The organism is Vibrio sp. 10N.261.55.F4 (assembly GCF_041470465.1).
GTDB classification, from domain to species: domain Bacteria; phylum Pseudomonadota; class Gammaproteobacteria; order Enterobacterales; family Vibrionaceae; genus Vibrio; species Vibrio crassostreae_C.
Genome location: NZ_JBFRMM010000024.1, coordinates 210367 through 225653 on the forward strand (window position 1 = coordinate 210367; position 15287 = coordinate 225653).

A 15287-nucleotide genomic window follows, 5' to 3' on the forward strand; every position below is an offset into this window, starting at 1 on the left:
TTAGATTTTCATTGAATTTCAGAAGACAGGTATAGGTTTTTACTTACTCTGCGTCAGTAAAGAAATCGTTGTATAACATGTATAGGTGGGCAGCACTCCAAGAGAAGTTTGGAGCACCTTGTTGTTCACCGTTTAGCGGGTTGTAGTTCTCACGGATAGGACCGTCTTGTACCAAGCCATCGGCGTGGTCGAAGAATGCGCCTGCCATTTCAATCGCATCGTCACGGTAGCCGTAGCTGTCCATACCTTTTAGGCCGAAGTAGAACTGGTCTACCCATACACGTCCACGCCAGTAAATATCTGGGCCAAATGCTGGGCTAGAAAGCGCTGCTGTGCCCAGTGGAACGTAGGTGTTGAACTCTGAGGTATCTTTCATCACAGAGACCACGGCATCAGCGTGAGCTTGTGTTGCTGCACCGTTGAACAGTGGTGACCAACCCTCAGGGCCTTTACCACGCTCGACAATCGGTTTGCCTGCGCAGCCATTGGCTAAAGGCTTGTCTTCAATACGAATGTCATAGAAGAAGTTAGTGCCTTCGTCGAACATACAGGTGTTGATGTAGTTCGATAGGTGCTCTGCTTTTTCACGGAACTCTTTCGCTTCTGCGTCTTTACCTAGAATGTCAGCCATTTCTGCTAGGTACTTGTTATCGCTGTACATGTAGCTTGCTTGGTCAACGGACTCTTGCAGCAATGAATAGCCAAGCAAAGTGCCGTCTTCAGCGCGGTTTTGAGCGAACTCAACATCCCAATCGCTGCGCTTACCACCGTTTGCAACGTATGCGTCTAGCTGGTCTTTATCAATGAAGCCAAATGCGGCTGCATCGTCACGGCCTGATTCCCAAGATGCAGCCGTTTGTGCGGGGCTCTCGATATAATCGTAGTTGCCTTCTGCTACCACTTTATCCAGTGCTGCTTGTCCTACGACTGTTTCGTGCTTATCGCCACGAACCACGGTGAAGTACATTTCACCTTCAGGTGTGTTGTGTGCTTTGTCACGAGCAGCGCCATACTCTGGAACGCCATTGCCGTTGTTGTCACGGTTGCGTAGCCACCAATCATGGTATGCCACTAGTTTTGGATACATCTCTTGTAGCCAAGCTTCGTCGCTGGTGGTTTTGTAGACTTCCATTACTGCCCATGCTGCTAGGCTTGGTTTGGTATTACGTTCATTCCAGTTACCGCCATCGCCGCCACGTTCTGGACTTAGGTTGTAAGCGAGTAGATCGGGCACGTAACCTTCATCCCAAGGACGAACGGCATCGTCAGCCTGAATTTGGTAAGCGAACATCGCGCGGATGTTATCTTTCGCTACATCTGGGTTGAAGTGAGCCATTGCGTAGGCTTGCTTCCATGTGTCCCAAGGCCAAGTTTGGTTACCCGAGAACCAACGCGCCGTCACGGATGGTGTCACAGAGTCAAACTCCATCGCACCTGCAGCGCCACGCCAGTTACCGTTTAGGGTTTCCATCGCTTTAACCGCAACACGCTCTTGTTCTGGTGTCGCGTTCGGGTTGGTTAAACCCATCTCAAGATAGCCTTCCCAACGTTCTGCTGATGCGGCTAAGAAGTCGGTAGGGTTTGCCATGATCTTTTTGATTTCAGGCTGTTCCGCTTGCGCTTCTTCTGCCGTTAGAACATGCGAGTATGTGGTGTAGATAGTCGTCGATGCTTCAATGTTTGCCGTTGAAGTAAACGCTAAACCATCAACCGTGGTTTTCGTTGGAATCGACTTGTGAACTTGGTATTCAGACTCACCAGAAGTCAGTAGATCCCATGTCGAACGAACCTTACCGAAGGTCACCTTTAGGCCATCGTCGGTTGCGACGATTTGACGGTCATACTCAGGGTAAGTTTCAGCGATTGTTTTGTCGGTTTGTGCCACGCCTTCTTTGGCGTGGGTCTTTTCTAGCAGTTCACCATCCCACACTAATTCAACCGGTGAGTCGGTAGTGATTTTTGTTTCTAGCAGAGAGGTACGGTTTGAAGCAAAACGCATCGTCATTTCTACGGTCACATCGTCAGATTTTAGCGTCTGAACCAATGCGCCCGGTAGGCTATAAGCTTCCATAGTGAAAGCCACTTTTTTGCCGTCTTTGAACACGCTTAGGCGGTCGAAGTTATCAGCCATGAAGTTGATATATTCTTCGGTAAGCAGTGCTGTACCTGGGAATCCGCCCATGCCTTCTGCACTGTCTGGCAGCAGATGACCGTGCCATGCACCTAGGTCGAAGAATGGGTTAAAGCGTTGGTGGTCATCGAAGTCGTAGTCACGCATGTATTCAGGTGAGCCAGTACGGTCGATAACGTTCTTAAATTCGTTGGCTTGCAGTTGCTCTGTGTCAGAGCCTGAGCCTGAGCCTGAGCCAGAGATTGAGTTTGAAGCACAACCAGTAACGACAAGGGCTGCACCGATAGCGAGAGCTGCGAATGATTTATTCAGTTTCATGATCAATTCCTGTTATTACCAGTAGAAGTATTGCATTGCGAACACCTGAGCGTCGCCGATTTCAGTGTCGCTGCCTACGCCAAAGCGGCTATCGAAAGCAGTCGCAAACGCGCCGTTGCCGTATTCATACCAAACGCCAGCATTGATGTAAGAGGTGATTTCTTTGTCGCCATTGTCACCGTCAAAGTTTGCGTAGTTGTAGGCTGCAGATAGGTAAACGCCTTGTGCCGCTTCGTACCATGCACTGGTTTGAATACCAGACTCGCTACCGAAAGACTCTTGGTTGCCTTTATCTGTATCGTGCCAAACACGAGTGGCGAAGTTTTTGTACTCAGCACCCAATAGCAATAGTTCACCACCATCGTTGTTACGAACTTCACCACCACCCATTAGGGTTAAGTCGTCGGTCAGATCGTATTGAAGGTAACCATTGACCATGGCGTTCTTATCTTTCCATTGGTCTGCGAAGCTGTCGTATTTACCGAAGTGAACAAGAGCATCGTCTTCCGAGAAGTCAGACTCTGGCGCGAAAGAAACGCTGTAGCGAAGCTTGCCTTCTAGGTTTTGAATCTTCACACCAAGGTGCACGTCTCGCGTGTTTGAGATCGCGTAGCCGTATTCAACCGTAGGGTCACCCCACCATTGAACGTCATCTAATGAAGAGTCCATACGACCAATCATGAATTCTGTTTTGTTATCTGTGCGGTAGCCAGCGTAAAAGCGGTTGAAACCACCTTCAAAACCGCCCCAGCCGTGGCCCGTTGCCCAAGCATTGCCTTCGTCATCGGCTTGTACTGTCCAGCCCTCCATATAAGCAAAACCAAACCAATTACCGTGCTCGATAGCCAAGCCAGCTTCAATGTAAGTACCGTCTGCGTAGCGGCCTTTATCATCACCTTCGAGTGCCACGTGACCACCAAGGCCAAGCTCACCATAAAAGTTAAATAGGGTTTCAGTTTCTGTCTGAGGAGGCTGAGTATCACTGTGGTTTGCTGCGGACTCTTCCGCGTGGGCAGTGGTACTTAAGGCAGCAAGAATACAGCTTGTAATAAGAGTGTTTTTAGTAAAACTACTTTTCATTTTAATCACTTCTGTGTCGGGGTTATAAATGAAGGTTCGCAAGCAGTTCTGACTTCTAATATGGGGTGCTCTTCAAGGCGTATTGGTCAGGTTACTTACGATCGCAAAACCAATATTAATGATAATTTTGATGTTTAAAATTAATCAAGTTTAAAAGTGTGATCTATTTTTAGTAAATATTTACTTTGTTTTTATTTTGACTTTCAGTTGAATTTGCAGAGGTATGGCTAGGGTTGTAAGTATTCGGAAGGTGAATTGTTTGATGGGTGGTTAGATTGTTGGTTCGAATGTTTTGATTCTTGAATGGCTTTGATTTAATCGAGATGGTTAGTGGAAATGTACCGACAAATAAAAAGGCACTCACCAAATGTGAGTGCCTGAAGTTTAAGTCAGAGTGCCCGAAGTTTAAATCAGAGTGCAGGGTAAACTAAGCGTTCGCCGGTTCAGGTTTTGCTTCTAGTTTTTTCTCTTCTGGAGATAAGCTTTTTTCATATTTTCCGTACTTCCACCACGCGTAGCCAAGGAAGATAACAATCCCGCCCACGTTGTAGAAGATGATGGTCATGATGTCAGCACCTGTTGGGAAGGTTGACGCAAAGAAGCCAACAGTGAAAATGCCGATCAGAATCGAGACCACGGTAATGCCTGTCATACGTGAGCCCATTCTGAAATCACGAGGTAAGTGATCCAACTTCAAACGTAAATTAAGGTACGCGATCATGATGAATAGCGGTGGCAACATCGATGCTGCAGCTGTCATGTTGATAATGGTACTCATCAGATCTTGAACCGTATCGGACGCCAGTGTCGGAATGAACATCAGTGGAATCACAATCAAGAACTGAATCCAAGCCGCACGCTCTGGAACGCCTTGCTTGTTAAGCGCGACGGTTTTCTCACCGAAGATACCTTTAGGGATTTCAGAGAAGAAAATCTTAACGGGTGTTGCTGTCCACATTAGTAGCGAGCCCAGCATCGCCGTGAATGAAACCACACCAACGAAACGGTTCATCAAGATTTCAGATAGGCCAAAGTGTCTTGCTAGCCCTTCAAATACCTGAACTGAACCACCAGTAAACTTCAACTCTTCACGAGCAACAAACACGTTAGCAAGTACAGACCCTACCGAGTAAAGTGCACCGATGAAGATACCCGCGATGATGATCACTTTAACGAAAGACTTGTGACCGCCTTTGATGTCGTTAACGTAAACCGCGACCGATTCTGCACCGCCTGCCGCCATGAAGATCCAAGTGATTACGCCAAGGAATGCCCAGTTGAAGCTTGGTGTCATGGCTTCAATGGTGATTGGGTCAGCTGGCTCGATACCGCCTACCAAAGCACCGCCAGATAGCAAGATGTAAGACATCGTTAGCAGCAGCATCAGTGATGATGTTAGTGAGGTGATAGGGCCCAGTAATTTCGCACCGTTATTCGAGATATGAGTCGCGACCGCAAACAAAATAGTACTTAGAATTGCGGTGGTCATTGGCGTGAATATGTACTCAAAACCTAAGAACGCATACGACGCGTAAGCGATGATTCTAGGGAGCAGAGAGGTGAAGAAGAACAGGTTAACAAACCAGTAGGTGTAAGCTGAAATAAACGCCCAGCGGCCGCCTAGAGAGCTTTTAACCCAAGAGTAAACACCCGCTTCAGAGTCTTTATTCAGTGACACAAACTCTGCAACGATCAAACAAAATGGCACAAAGTAAAAGATGGTTGCTAGAAAGAACATCGGAGCCGAGGAAAGGCCGATCTCGATGTTGTTATTAATGATGTTATTGAAGCTGTATACCGCCGCGAAGGTCATAGACAGTAGGGCAAATTTGCCTATCGTACTGCGTTTATTTTCGGACATGATGTTCTCCGGTGAATCACGTTGATGATCGTTATAACTTGGTCCTAGAGAGGGAAGCTCTAGGCCGCACTTTTATTGTTATGTTGGTTTGGCAAACACCCGCTTTGTTTTGTCAGGGTTGGCTCATTGTGGTTTTTATAGATTTACGATCGGACTTCTTTGGGATTTTTTTCTTTGGTATTTCAGTAAACTTATTACCAAAACAAAGAGTTAAAGATTAAGAAGTTCATTGAAGAGATTGCTTGTTTCATGAGCGACGATTTATAAGGCGTGTAGGGGCTTTTTTGTCGCTTTCTTTATATGAATCAGTTTGTCTCTTCAGCAAGAAGATTAAAGATTAAGCGGCGGGAAGTTAATCGAAATTGATCAAATATGTGACCTTGAGTAAATAAATTTAGTTAATGTTTTACCTTGGTTTTTATTTGAGTTTTATTACCTATTAATTGGTGTTTTTCGTGAACTGAAACCTTGACGGAACGCCGTTTTTATTTTTGGGGTTTTTATTTTAATTATCTGATTTAAAACAAAAAAAGCGCCAATTAAGGCGCTTTTAACTAGATGTATAGATTCTGGATTACGACTGCTTAGCCGTTTCTAGCTTTGCTTCTTTACCTGCTTGCTTCTTTTCAAAGCGAGAGATCCACCACCATGCGATACCAGAGAATACCGCTGTCATGAAGACGTTGATGAAGAAGGCTTGAACAAGGTCAACACCTGTCGGGAATGCCGATGCTGTCATGCTTACAACAAAGATACCAATCAGTACCGATACTACTGCCATACCTTGAACTCGAGTACCCATGCGGAAATCACGCGGTGTGTCGTCGTGTTTCAAGCGGAATACAAAGTAGGCCACCATGATGAAGATTGGCGGTAGCATTGCGGTACCTGCTGTTAGATTGATTGCTGTATTCATCATGTCTTGTACAGATTCAGAGCCGAAGCCGTTCACCACAAGCATCACGAATACAAACGCGAACTGCCACCAAGCTGCACGTACTGGCACGCCGTGTTCGTTAAGCTCTGTTGTCTTCTCGCCGTAAACACCTTTAGGGATTTCAGAGAAGTGAATTTTTACTGGAGCTGCTGTCCACATCATCATCGAACCGAACATAGCAACGAATAGGATAATACCGACGAAGCGACCCGTTAGAGATTGTGAAATGTCGAAGTAGTTCGCCATACCTGTGAAGATTTCAACCATGCCGCCAGCGTAGGTCAGTGCATCACGAGCAACGAATACGTTTACTAGAAGAGAGCCCACTGCGTACATTGCGCCGATTGCGATACCTGCACCAATGATAACCTTGATGAAAGACTTGTGACCGCCCTTAACATCGTTTAGGTAAGCGGCTGCGGTTTCTGCACCACCGGCTGCTTGGAAGATCCAACACATGATACCTAGCGTTGCCCAGTTGATGGTCGGTGTCATTGCTTCAAGCGTGATTGGTTCTACTGGCTCATGGTTGCCGCCCAGTGCCATTAGTGCACCGATAACGTAGATTGCAAACAGAGCGAATACACCGTAGGCCACGATCTCGGCAATCTTACCTAGCCAGCTCGCGCCTTTGGTTGAGATGTGAGTTGCTGCAGCAAACAGAGCAATCGAGATAGCCGATGTGACGACTGGCGAGAAGGCGTATTCATAGCCCAACATCGCGTAAGACGCATAGGCGATTACGTTTGGTAGCAGGGATACAAACCAGAAAAGGTTTACGAACCAGTATAGGAAGGAACCTAGGTAGGCTGCTTTTGAGCCTAGTGGTTTTTTTAGCCAGTCATACATGCCTGACTCAGAATTTTTATTTGCTGATACGAATTCAGCAATGATGAACACGAACGGAATGAAGTAAATAAGGGTCGCGAGCAAAAAGATAGGGGCTGAACTCAATCCCAATTCGATGTTGTTGTTTACAATGTTGCGAACGTTAAATACCGCTGCAAATGTCATGGAGAGTAGGGCAAATTTGCCTAACTTACCGCGTACAGATTCAGACATAGTGTCCTCCGAGGAATCACGTAATTATAGTCGTTATTTCTCAATGCTTCCTTGTAGGGAGGAAGCATTGAGGCTTTGTTCAGCATGTTGGAGCCTTGAACGGCAAGGCTCGATACATACTGTGAATAGATAGCGTTATTGTTTATTTATTGAGGAAGTAACCGTCTTCAATGGTCACTTTCAGTACCACTTTTCGAACTCGGTTATCACCGTGGAAACGGTAAGCCTGATTGTTGTCAAAGATCGCCACTTGGCCTTCAGCTAGCTCACGAGTTTCACCGTTCCCCATTAGGTGTTCGCGGTCGGTTTCATCGCTATAAGCTTGGATCTGCTCTAGCTCTGATTTCGCTGCGAATTCAACCGTTTCACGGCCTTCTAGGTAGTAGTGCACGTCGAAGTAACGACGATTACCGGTGAAGTTTTCTGTGTTACGAGCCACACCGTCTTCAATCATGTAAGCCAGTGAATCACCAATTGAATACATCACGCCATCTTTGATGTTTCCGATGTTTTCAATCGCTTCTACACAGCGTTGCCATTTACGACCATCGCGGTAGACGACTTTAAATTGTTCTAAGTTCTCTAAAACGATCATCGCTTATGCCTCGTTCAGTTGTGGTTGAGCTTTTGGTGCATTCACCGTAAAAAACTCATCGCCAAAGTTGTGATTGATTAGGTGCTGCGCATCGCAATCGCCTGCTTGGAATGGAATCAGAGTTAAACCGTAGCGGAACTCGTCCATGTAAACGCGGTAAGAATCCAATACTTCGCTGCCCCAAGAGTTTGAACCTAGGCCCATCACTTGGTGGTCTAGATTTAGGGTGATGTAACCGCTCTTCTCTAGTTCAATCGTATGCTGTGCTTGATGCAGGTTTTGGTTGGTGTAGAACCATGCGCTGAAGTTGATTTCTTGCTGTGGTTTCACCGCAATACCATTGCCAGCACGGCTTGAAAGCGCAGCCCAACGAACGTGTTGGCGGTTGCCGTTGTTTTGTGGGAACGGGTAGTTCTCGAACATGTCAGCCACGGTTGATTGGTAAACATCAATCATGTTGGCTTGCTTGCTGTCCTGGTAGTTCTCTTCAGGGCCGCGGCCGTAGTATTGAACTTGGTCGAAGTCGCCGTTGATACCCATATCTAAACCAATCACTGGAATCACGTGAGGGTAATCACCGTAACGCTCGCCGCTCAGTTCAACGTTTAGCTGACCTTCAGCACTGATCTGGTAGCGATATTCACAGCGCATGCCGAAATCGAATACCGGTGGAGCAATGATGCTGGTGGTCGTGATCTCTACCTTGCCGTTTACCTGTTCAACGTTCACGCATTCAAGGTCAATGCTACGGAAATGTTCCTGCATGATCTGCAGGTGTGCAGGTTCCCAGTAACCATCGTGCTCTTGCTTATGGTTATCGATCATTGGCTTGAAGAAGTTCAGCTTAGGCTCAGACTTAATCAGCTCCTCGCCATTCACTAACCATGACGTCAGCTTGCCGTTCACTTTTGAGAAATTCAGAGCAAAGTTGTGGCCTTTGATTAGGTAAGCTAAGCGAGACTCTTCAACATTCAGTGCCGTCGCATTGTTGTTAGTGAAGGCTTCAAGTTGTGCTGTGTTCTCTTTCACTTGGAACTGGTAAACCGCGATGTCGTGGTTCGCCTCGCTGTATGAAGTACGAGAATCTTTGCGCACCGTAAAGTTGACAAACACTTCGCGCTCATCAAGCTGTGGCAAGTTAAGCGTTAGTTCACGGCTAGAGTTCTCAGCCAGTTCTTCAACCTTGATGTGTTGTACGGCAATGGTTTCACCCTCAGCGCGGATTTCCGCAGTGATGGTGTAGTCATCGATATTTGAGAACCAAAGCTTGTTGTCTACTGTGAAGGTGCCCGTTTGTGCATCGAAATCGCGAAGCTTCACAGGGGCAATCACTTGCTTGTACTCTTTCAAGCCTGGGCCTGGCGTTTGATCCGGGTAGATCAAACCGTCCATGCAGAAGTTGTAGTTGTTCGGGTAGTCACCGTAGTCACCGCCGTATTTGTAGAACTCTGTGCCTGCTTCATCACGCGCTAGAATGCCGTGGTCACACCATTCCCAAACATAGTGACCTTGAATCGCATCGTGCTTGTAGAACACGTTTTGGTACTCGGTTAAACCGCCCGGGCCGTTACCCATCGCGTGTGCGTATTCACAGATGATGCGTGGCTTTTCGTGTGGGAATTCACCGAAGGCATTCATCAATTGAGCGCGTGAGTACATGGTTGAAATGATGTCGACCACTTCAGCGTCACGGTCTTCTTCGTAGTGAACCAAACGCGTGTCATCAATTGCTTTTGCTGCATCGTACATAGAACGGATGTTGCAGCCGTAACCAGACTCGTTACCCAGTGACCACATGATGATAGAAGGGTGGTTCTTTTGAGCGTGAATATGACGCTCGATACGCTCAACAAACACAGCTTCCCATGCTGCATCGTTAGTGATGCGGCTTAAGTCGCCAACGTTAGCAAAACCGTGTGTTTCAACATCGGTTTCGCCCATCACGAACAGACCGTAGATATCACACAGTTCGTAGAAACGTGGGTCGTTCGGGTAGTGCGCTGTACGTACTGAGTTGATGTTGTGTTGCTTCATCAACACTAAGTCTTTCTCTACGCGATCCATCCCAACAGCACGACCTTTTAGGTGGTCGTTGTCGTGGCGGTTCACGCCGTGAAGCATCACGTATTTGTTGTTGATGTAGAACAGACCATCGCGAACTTTAATGTCGCGGAAACCAACGCGTTGTGGGATCACTTCTAACACTTTGCCGTCAGCGTCTTTCAACGTAAGCAGCAGTTGGTAAAGGTATGGGTTTTCAGCGTTCCATTGAACTGGGTTCACCACATCGATAGAGAATTGAGTATTCGCATTGCCATCGACATTTAAGTTATCTAGTGAGCCTTGCGAGATAACTTGGCTGCCATCAAGCAATGCGTACTCAAGGGTTGCTTTTGCCGCTGCTGCTAGGTTTTCTAGTTTCACTTTGCACGAAAGGGTAGCGCTTTGGTAAGCGTCGTCGAAATCAGTGCGAACGGTAACGTCTTGAACGTGCAGCTGTTCTTTACCTACGAGGTAAACGTCACGGAAGATACCGCCCGTCCACCACATGTCTTGGTCTTCAATGTAGGTTGAATCGGCCCACTGCATCACACGAATCGAAAGTAGGTTGTTGCCTGCTTTTACCTGGCTAGAGATATCGAACTCAGCGGTTAGGCGGCTGCCTTTGCTGAAGCCAACATATTCACCGTTTACGTACACTTCGAAGTAAGTTTCAACGCCATCAAATTTGATGATGGTTTGTTTCTCGTCCCAGCTTTCGCCAAGGAAGAAAGAGCGTTGGTATGCGCCGGTTGGGTTGTCTGATGGTACGAAAGGCACATCAATTGGGAATGGGAAACCTTCATCTGTGTATTGAAGATCGCCGTGGCCTTCCATTTGCCACATGTTTGGAACCGTGATGTTGCCCCAGTCGCTCATTTCCTGAGAATAAAACTCTTCAGGAACCAATAGCGGATTGGTGAAGTAGCTGAAATTCCATTGGCCACTCAATAGTTGGAAGTGGCTGCTCAGTTCACGCTGAAACGTTTTTGCATTTTTTTCTGATGCGTATGAGAAGAAGTATGCACGCGGTGCCATACGGTTCTCATGTAAGTTCAGGAAGTTTTCCCAGTTGTTCACGTTGCCTCTCTCTCGGTCTGAATGCAGTTTGCTGACCGACGTTTTTATGCGTAATTGGGTCGTAGTGAATACGAGTATTTTTGGACTGAGGTAATTATTAGTAAAAGTTTTACTAAATGAAATTGGTGAAAACGTTTTACTTTAACTTCATCACGTTTTTTATGGTCTTTTTACGGTGCTGTGTGATCCACTTAAAAGAATGCTATTAGCTGTTTTATGCAGCAGGTTAAAGAGGGGGATATGTGTCGATTGATGTATGTGATGGGCACAAAAAAGGCCACCTTCAACAAAGGCAGCCTTAATTTATCTATTTGATATATTTAATTATTTTGTTGTGTCACGCAGCTTAAGTTTGCTTGGTACATAGACGCGTAATGGGATGGTTCGGCCGTCGCGTACTTTCTCAATTAGCAGGTTAACGCCTTGAATTCCCATTAGTTCAGAGTGAATACGAACAGTCGATAAAGATGGGAAGGTAAATTTAGCTGTTGGGATGTCGTTTACACTGATCAGCGCAATATCTTCAGGAATGTTTAATCCGTGCTCATGAACTGCTCGTAAAACGCCAATTGCGATGGAATCTGACGCAATAAACATGGCTTTAGGGTAGTCGCCCGTCGCGAGCATCTGTTTTGCAAGCTTGTAACCTGATGAGCTAGAGAAGTCACCACGGTAGATGTCTTGCTCACTGACAACGTTCTTGAGGCCACCATATTCAGCAAAAGCGACTTCACGAATATCAGGGGTATTGACGTCGTCTTGGCCACCAATAAAGCCGATGCGCTCATAGCCTTGGTTGATAAAGAAGTTGGTGATCTCTTTGCTGATCAAAGCCAGGTCGATATCGACAGAGTCATAAGGTTCTGAGTGATCGGTAAAATCGACATAACAGATATTATCGCTCAGCTTTTTAGCTTGCTCGATAACCTCTGGTGTCATTCTACCCACCAACAAAACACCTGTGATTGGTGCTGAATTGATCTGTATTTTACTTTCATAACAGTTGGTTAGCTTAACTTCCATCTTTTCACATTGGGTTTCAATCCCGTGGCGAATCGATAGATAGTAAGGGTCGTTAACTTCCGCTTCTTGCTTGTAGTTATACAGTGCTAGGAAGTGATGGTTTTGTTTTTTACTGCTAACGGTTTTTCGTGAGCTGCTGGTTTTGTATTCCAACTTCTCTGCAATTTCAAAGATACGCCTTTTGGTCTCTTCCTTGACGCTTAATGTTGGATCTTCATTGAGAACCCTTGAAACTGTAGCCAATGATACATTCGCTTCAGTCGCGATATCTTTTAACGTTGCCATACTCACTTCCTGTTATTGGAACATTGCGCTGCTTTGAAATTGGTATTTAGTAAAAAAGCAATGCACCTCTTTATTCTACAGACCTATTGTAATCAAACTGGACGTCATTGCATTAACTTTTAGTAAAATAAATGCTCAACTCATCTGTGATGTCTCAAATCTAACTGTCTATAATTATCTTATTAAAATTCAATGAATTAGAGGTTAACAGCTATACGTTCTCTCTATGTCATGATCAGTTCCAATGATGAAAGTTAGTGTAAACGTTTACACTTCGTGGTTTTGATCACAGAATTATAGTCAAAATGGCTGCTACTATTTCTGACATACGGTGCTACTGAGCTGAATGTCAGTTCGAGTTAGCCCACGAATGACGACAAAGAGAGGTTGATTGTGAAAGTACTGGTTACGGGCGGCATGGGTTACATCGGAAGTCATACATGCATTCAAATGATACAGGCAGGTATGGAGCCGATCATTGTTGATAACCTTTGCAACAGCAAAGAGCTAGTGCTGAAACGAATCGAATCGTTAACTGGCAAGCGACCAACGTTTTATCTTGGCGACATTCGTGACCAATCTTTTCTAGATGGCGTGTTTTCAGAAAACGATATCCAAGCGGTGATTCACTTTGCTGGCCTGAAAGCGGTAGGGGAGTCGGTGGCTAAGCCTTTGGAGTACTACGATAACAACGTTAATGGTTCACTAGTGTTAGCTCGAAGCATGAAGAAAGCGGGCGTGAAAAGCATCGTATTTAGTTCTTCGGCTACCGTTTACGGTGATCCAGAAGTAGTGCCGATTACTGAAACTTCACCAACTGGCGCGACAACTAACCCTTATGGTCGCAGCAAATATATGGTGGAAGAGTGCTTGAGCGATCTGTTCAACGCTGAAAACGACTGGAGCGTGACTTTACTGCGCTACTTTAACCCTGTTGGTGCACACCCATCAGGCACCATGGGAGAAGACCCACAAGGCATTCCAAACAACCTAATGCCGTTCATCGCACAGGTTGCTGTAGGCCGTAGAGAGAAGCTTTCTATCTTTGGAAACGATTACCCAACACCGGATGGAACTGGTGTTAGAGACTACATCCACGTAATGGATTTGGCTGATGGCCACGTAGCAGCATTAAAAGCCGTGGGCGAGAAAGCGGGCTTACACATTTACAACCTAGGTACGGGCAAAGGCTCAAGTGTACTCGAGATGGTTGAAGCCTTCGCACAAGCATCGGGCAAACCGGTTCCTTATGAACTTTGCCCACGCCGCGCAGGTGACATTGCCGAATGTTGGGCAAGTACTGAAAAAGCAGAGCGCGAGCTTGGCTGGAAGGCGACGCGTAGCGTGATGGAGATGACGGCGGATACATGGAATTGGCAGTCGAATAACCCACAAGGTTACTAAAGAACTTTTAAGCTATTGAAAAAATAGAGATTCCAGATATCTCGTGCCTTTATTCTGGAATGACGGATGAGCATAAGGATATGAAGCGATAGCCGTTGTATCACTAGCACATGAGATTACACGTCATTCCCTACAGCGAGGCACGAGCGTGATAGGGAATCTCCTTGTAGAAGAATTATTCGTTTTGGTTAATGAACCAGAGCACACAATTTAAGAGCAATGTAAGTATGTCAAAAGTTGAATTTAACCCAGTAGACCACCCGCACCGTCGTTATAACCCATTAACTGGTCAGTGGATCTTAGTATCACCGCACCGAGCAAAACGTCCTTGGAGTGGCCAAGATGAAAAACCATCGACCGCGCAGCTTCCTGCGTACGACAAAGAGTGTTTCTTGTGCCCAACCAATACGCGTATCTCGGGCGACGAAAACCCAGATTACGACGGCACTTACGTATTCAGTAATGATTTCGCGGCCTTGATGCCCGATTCGCCTGACGCTCCAGAGTCTGAAAACCCTCTATTCAAGACTCAAGGTGTTCGCGGGTTGAGCCGCGTGATCTGTTTTTCTCCGGACCACAGCAAAACGCTGCCAGAGTTACCAGTAAACAAGATTCGCGGTGTTATCGACACATGGAATGAACAGATTGAAGAGCTAGGTAAAGACTACCTATGGGTTCAAGCGTTTGAAAACAAAGGCGAGACCATGGGCTGTTCTCAGCCACACCCACACGGTCAGATCTGGGCAAACAGCTTTTTGCCCAACGAGATTGAACGCAAAGAGAAACTGTTAAAAGAGTACTTTGAACAACAAGGTTCGAATCTTTTAGTGGATTACGTTGAATCTGAAATGAAAGACGGTTCTCGCACTGTGGTTGAAACTGAACATTGGATCGCTGTGGTGCCTTATTGGGCGGCGTGGCCATTTGAAACCATGTTGCTACCAAAAACACACATCCGCCGTATGAGCGAACTGACTGACGAACAACGTGATGATCTAGCGCTTGCGATTAAGAAGCTGACTAGTCGTTACGACAACTTGTTCCAGTGCTCATTCCCTTACTCAATGGGCTGGCACTATGCGCCGTTCTTCGAAGAAGGTACGGACATCGATCACTGGCAACTGCATGCGTTGTTCTACCCGCCATTGCTACGTAGTGCTTCGGTTCGCAAGTTCATGGTCGGCTACGAAATGTTGGCTGAGTCTCAGCGTGATTTAACCGCAGAACAAGCAGCGCAGCGTCTGCGTGATTTGAGTGACGTTCACTATAAAGAGCAGTAATACGTTGCTTCGTAGATAACGAGTGAGATTCCTGATATCTCGTCCCTCGATTCTGGAATGACGACAGGTGAGAAGCCCATAAGTTTAAGAGCTTAGAAGTATAGAAGTATAGAAGTTTAGTCGCTGATGTTGTCATTCCCTACCGTGAGAGACGAACGATATAGGGAATCTAAAAGAATTAAAGTGGTGCC

Annotated in this window: 9 protein-coding genes; 2 read left to right on the top strand and 7 right to left on the bottom strand. The window is 46.2% G+C overall.

Annotated features, from left to right (window positions below):
- Window positions 1-43: 43 nt before the first annotated feature.
- The 7 genes from ygjK to ebgR all read right to left on the bottom strand — a co-directional run bounded on the left by ygjK (window position 44) and on the right by ebgR (window position 12412).
- Window positions 44-2449: an alpha-glucosidase gene (gene ygjK / locus AB4249_RS13790; protein WP_372103609.1), complete on the bottom strand. Its 2406-nt coding sequence runs from the start codon at window positions 2447-2449 to the stop codon at window positions 44-46.
- 15 nt (window positions 2450-2464) lie between these two features.
- Window positions 2465-3529, bottom strand: coding sequence for a protein YgjJ (gene ygjJ / locus AB4249_RS13795; RefSeq protein ID WP_372103611.1), 1065 nt, complete (start codon window positions 3527-3529; stop codon window positions 2465-2467).
- A gap of 427 nt (window positions 3530-3956) precedes the next feature.
- A complete protein-coding gene (locus AB4249_RS13800) occupies window positions 3957-5390 on the bottom strand; it encodes an amino acid permease (RefSeq protein WP_017066968.1) in 1434 nt (477 codons plus the stop codon).
- A gap of 574 nt (window positions 5391-5964) precedes the next feature.
- Complete coding sequence (locus AB4249_RS13805) at window positions 5965-7389, bottom strand: amino acid permease (protein ID WP_372103614.1); 1425 nt, start codon at window positions 7387-7389, stop codon at window positions 5965-5967.
- Window positions 7390-7531: 142 nt separating this feature from the next.
- On the bottom strand, window positions 7532-7984 hold the full coding sequence (locus AB4249_RS13810) for a beta-galactosidase subunit beta (RefSeq protein WP_017066026.1): 453 nt from the start codon (window positions 7982-7984) through the stop codon (window positions 7532-7534).
- A gap of 3 nt (window positions 7985-7987) precedes the next feature.
- The gene (gene ebgA / locus AB4249_RS13815; RefSeq protein WP_372103617.1) at window positions 7988-11104 is read right to left on the bottom strand and encodes a beta-galactosidase subunit alpha; all 3117 of its coding nucleotides are present in this window, start codon (window positions 11102-11104) and stop codon (window positions 7988-7990) included.
- Between the two features lie 324 nt (window positions 11105-11428).
- Entirely contained in the window at window positions 11429-12412 is a 984-nt protein-coding gene (ebgR, locus tag AB4249_RS13820; RefSeq protein ID WP_017069515.1) for a transcriptional regulator EbgR, read from the bottom strand.
- Between the two features lie 393 nt (window positions 12413-12805).
- Here ebgR and galE point away from each other — a divergent pair, with 393 nt between their 5' ends.
- Entirely contained in the window at window positions 12806-13816 is a 1011-nt protein-coding gene (galE, locus tag AB4249_RS13825) for a UDP-glucose 4-epimerase GalE (protein WP_136978116.1), read from the top strand.
- Window positions 13817-14043: 227 nt separating this feature from the next.
- Window positions 14044-15096: a UDP-glucose--hexose-1-phosphate uridylyltransferase gene (locus tag AB4249_RS13830; protein WP_372103620.1), complete on the top strand. Its 1053-nt coding sequence runs from the start codon at window positions 14044-14046 to the stop codon at window positions 15094-15096.
- Window positions 15097-15287 lie beyond the last annotated feature (191 nt).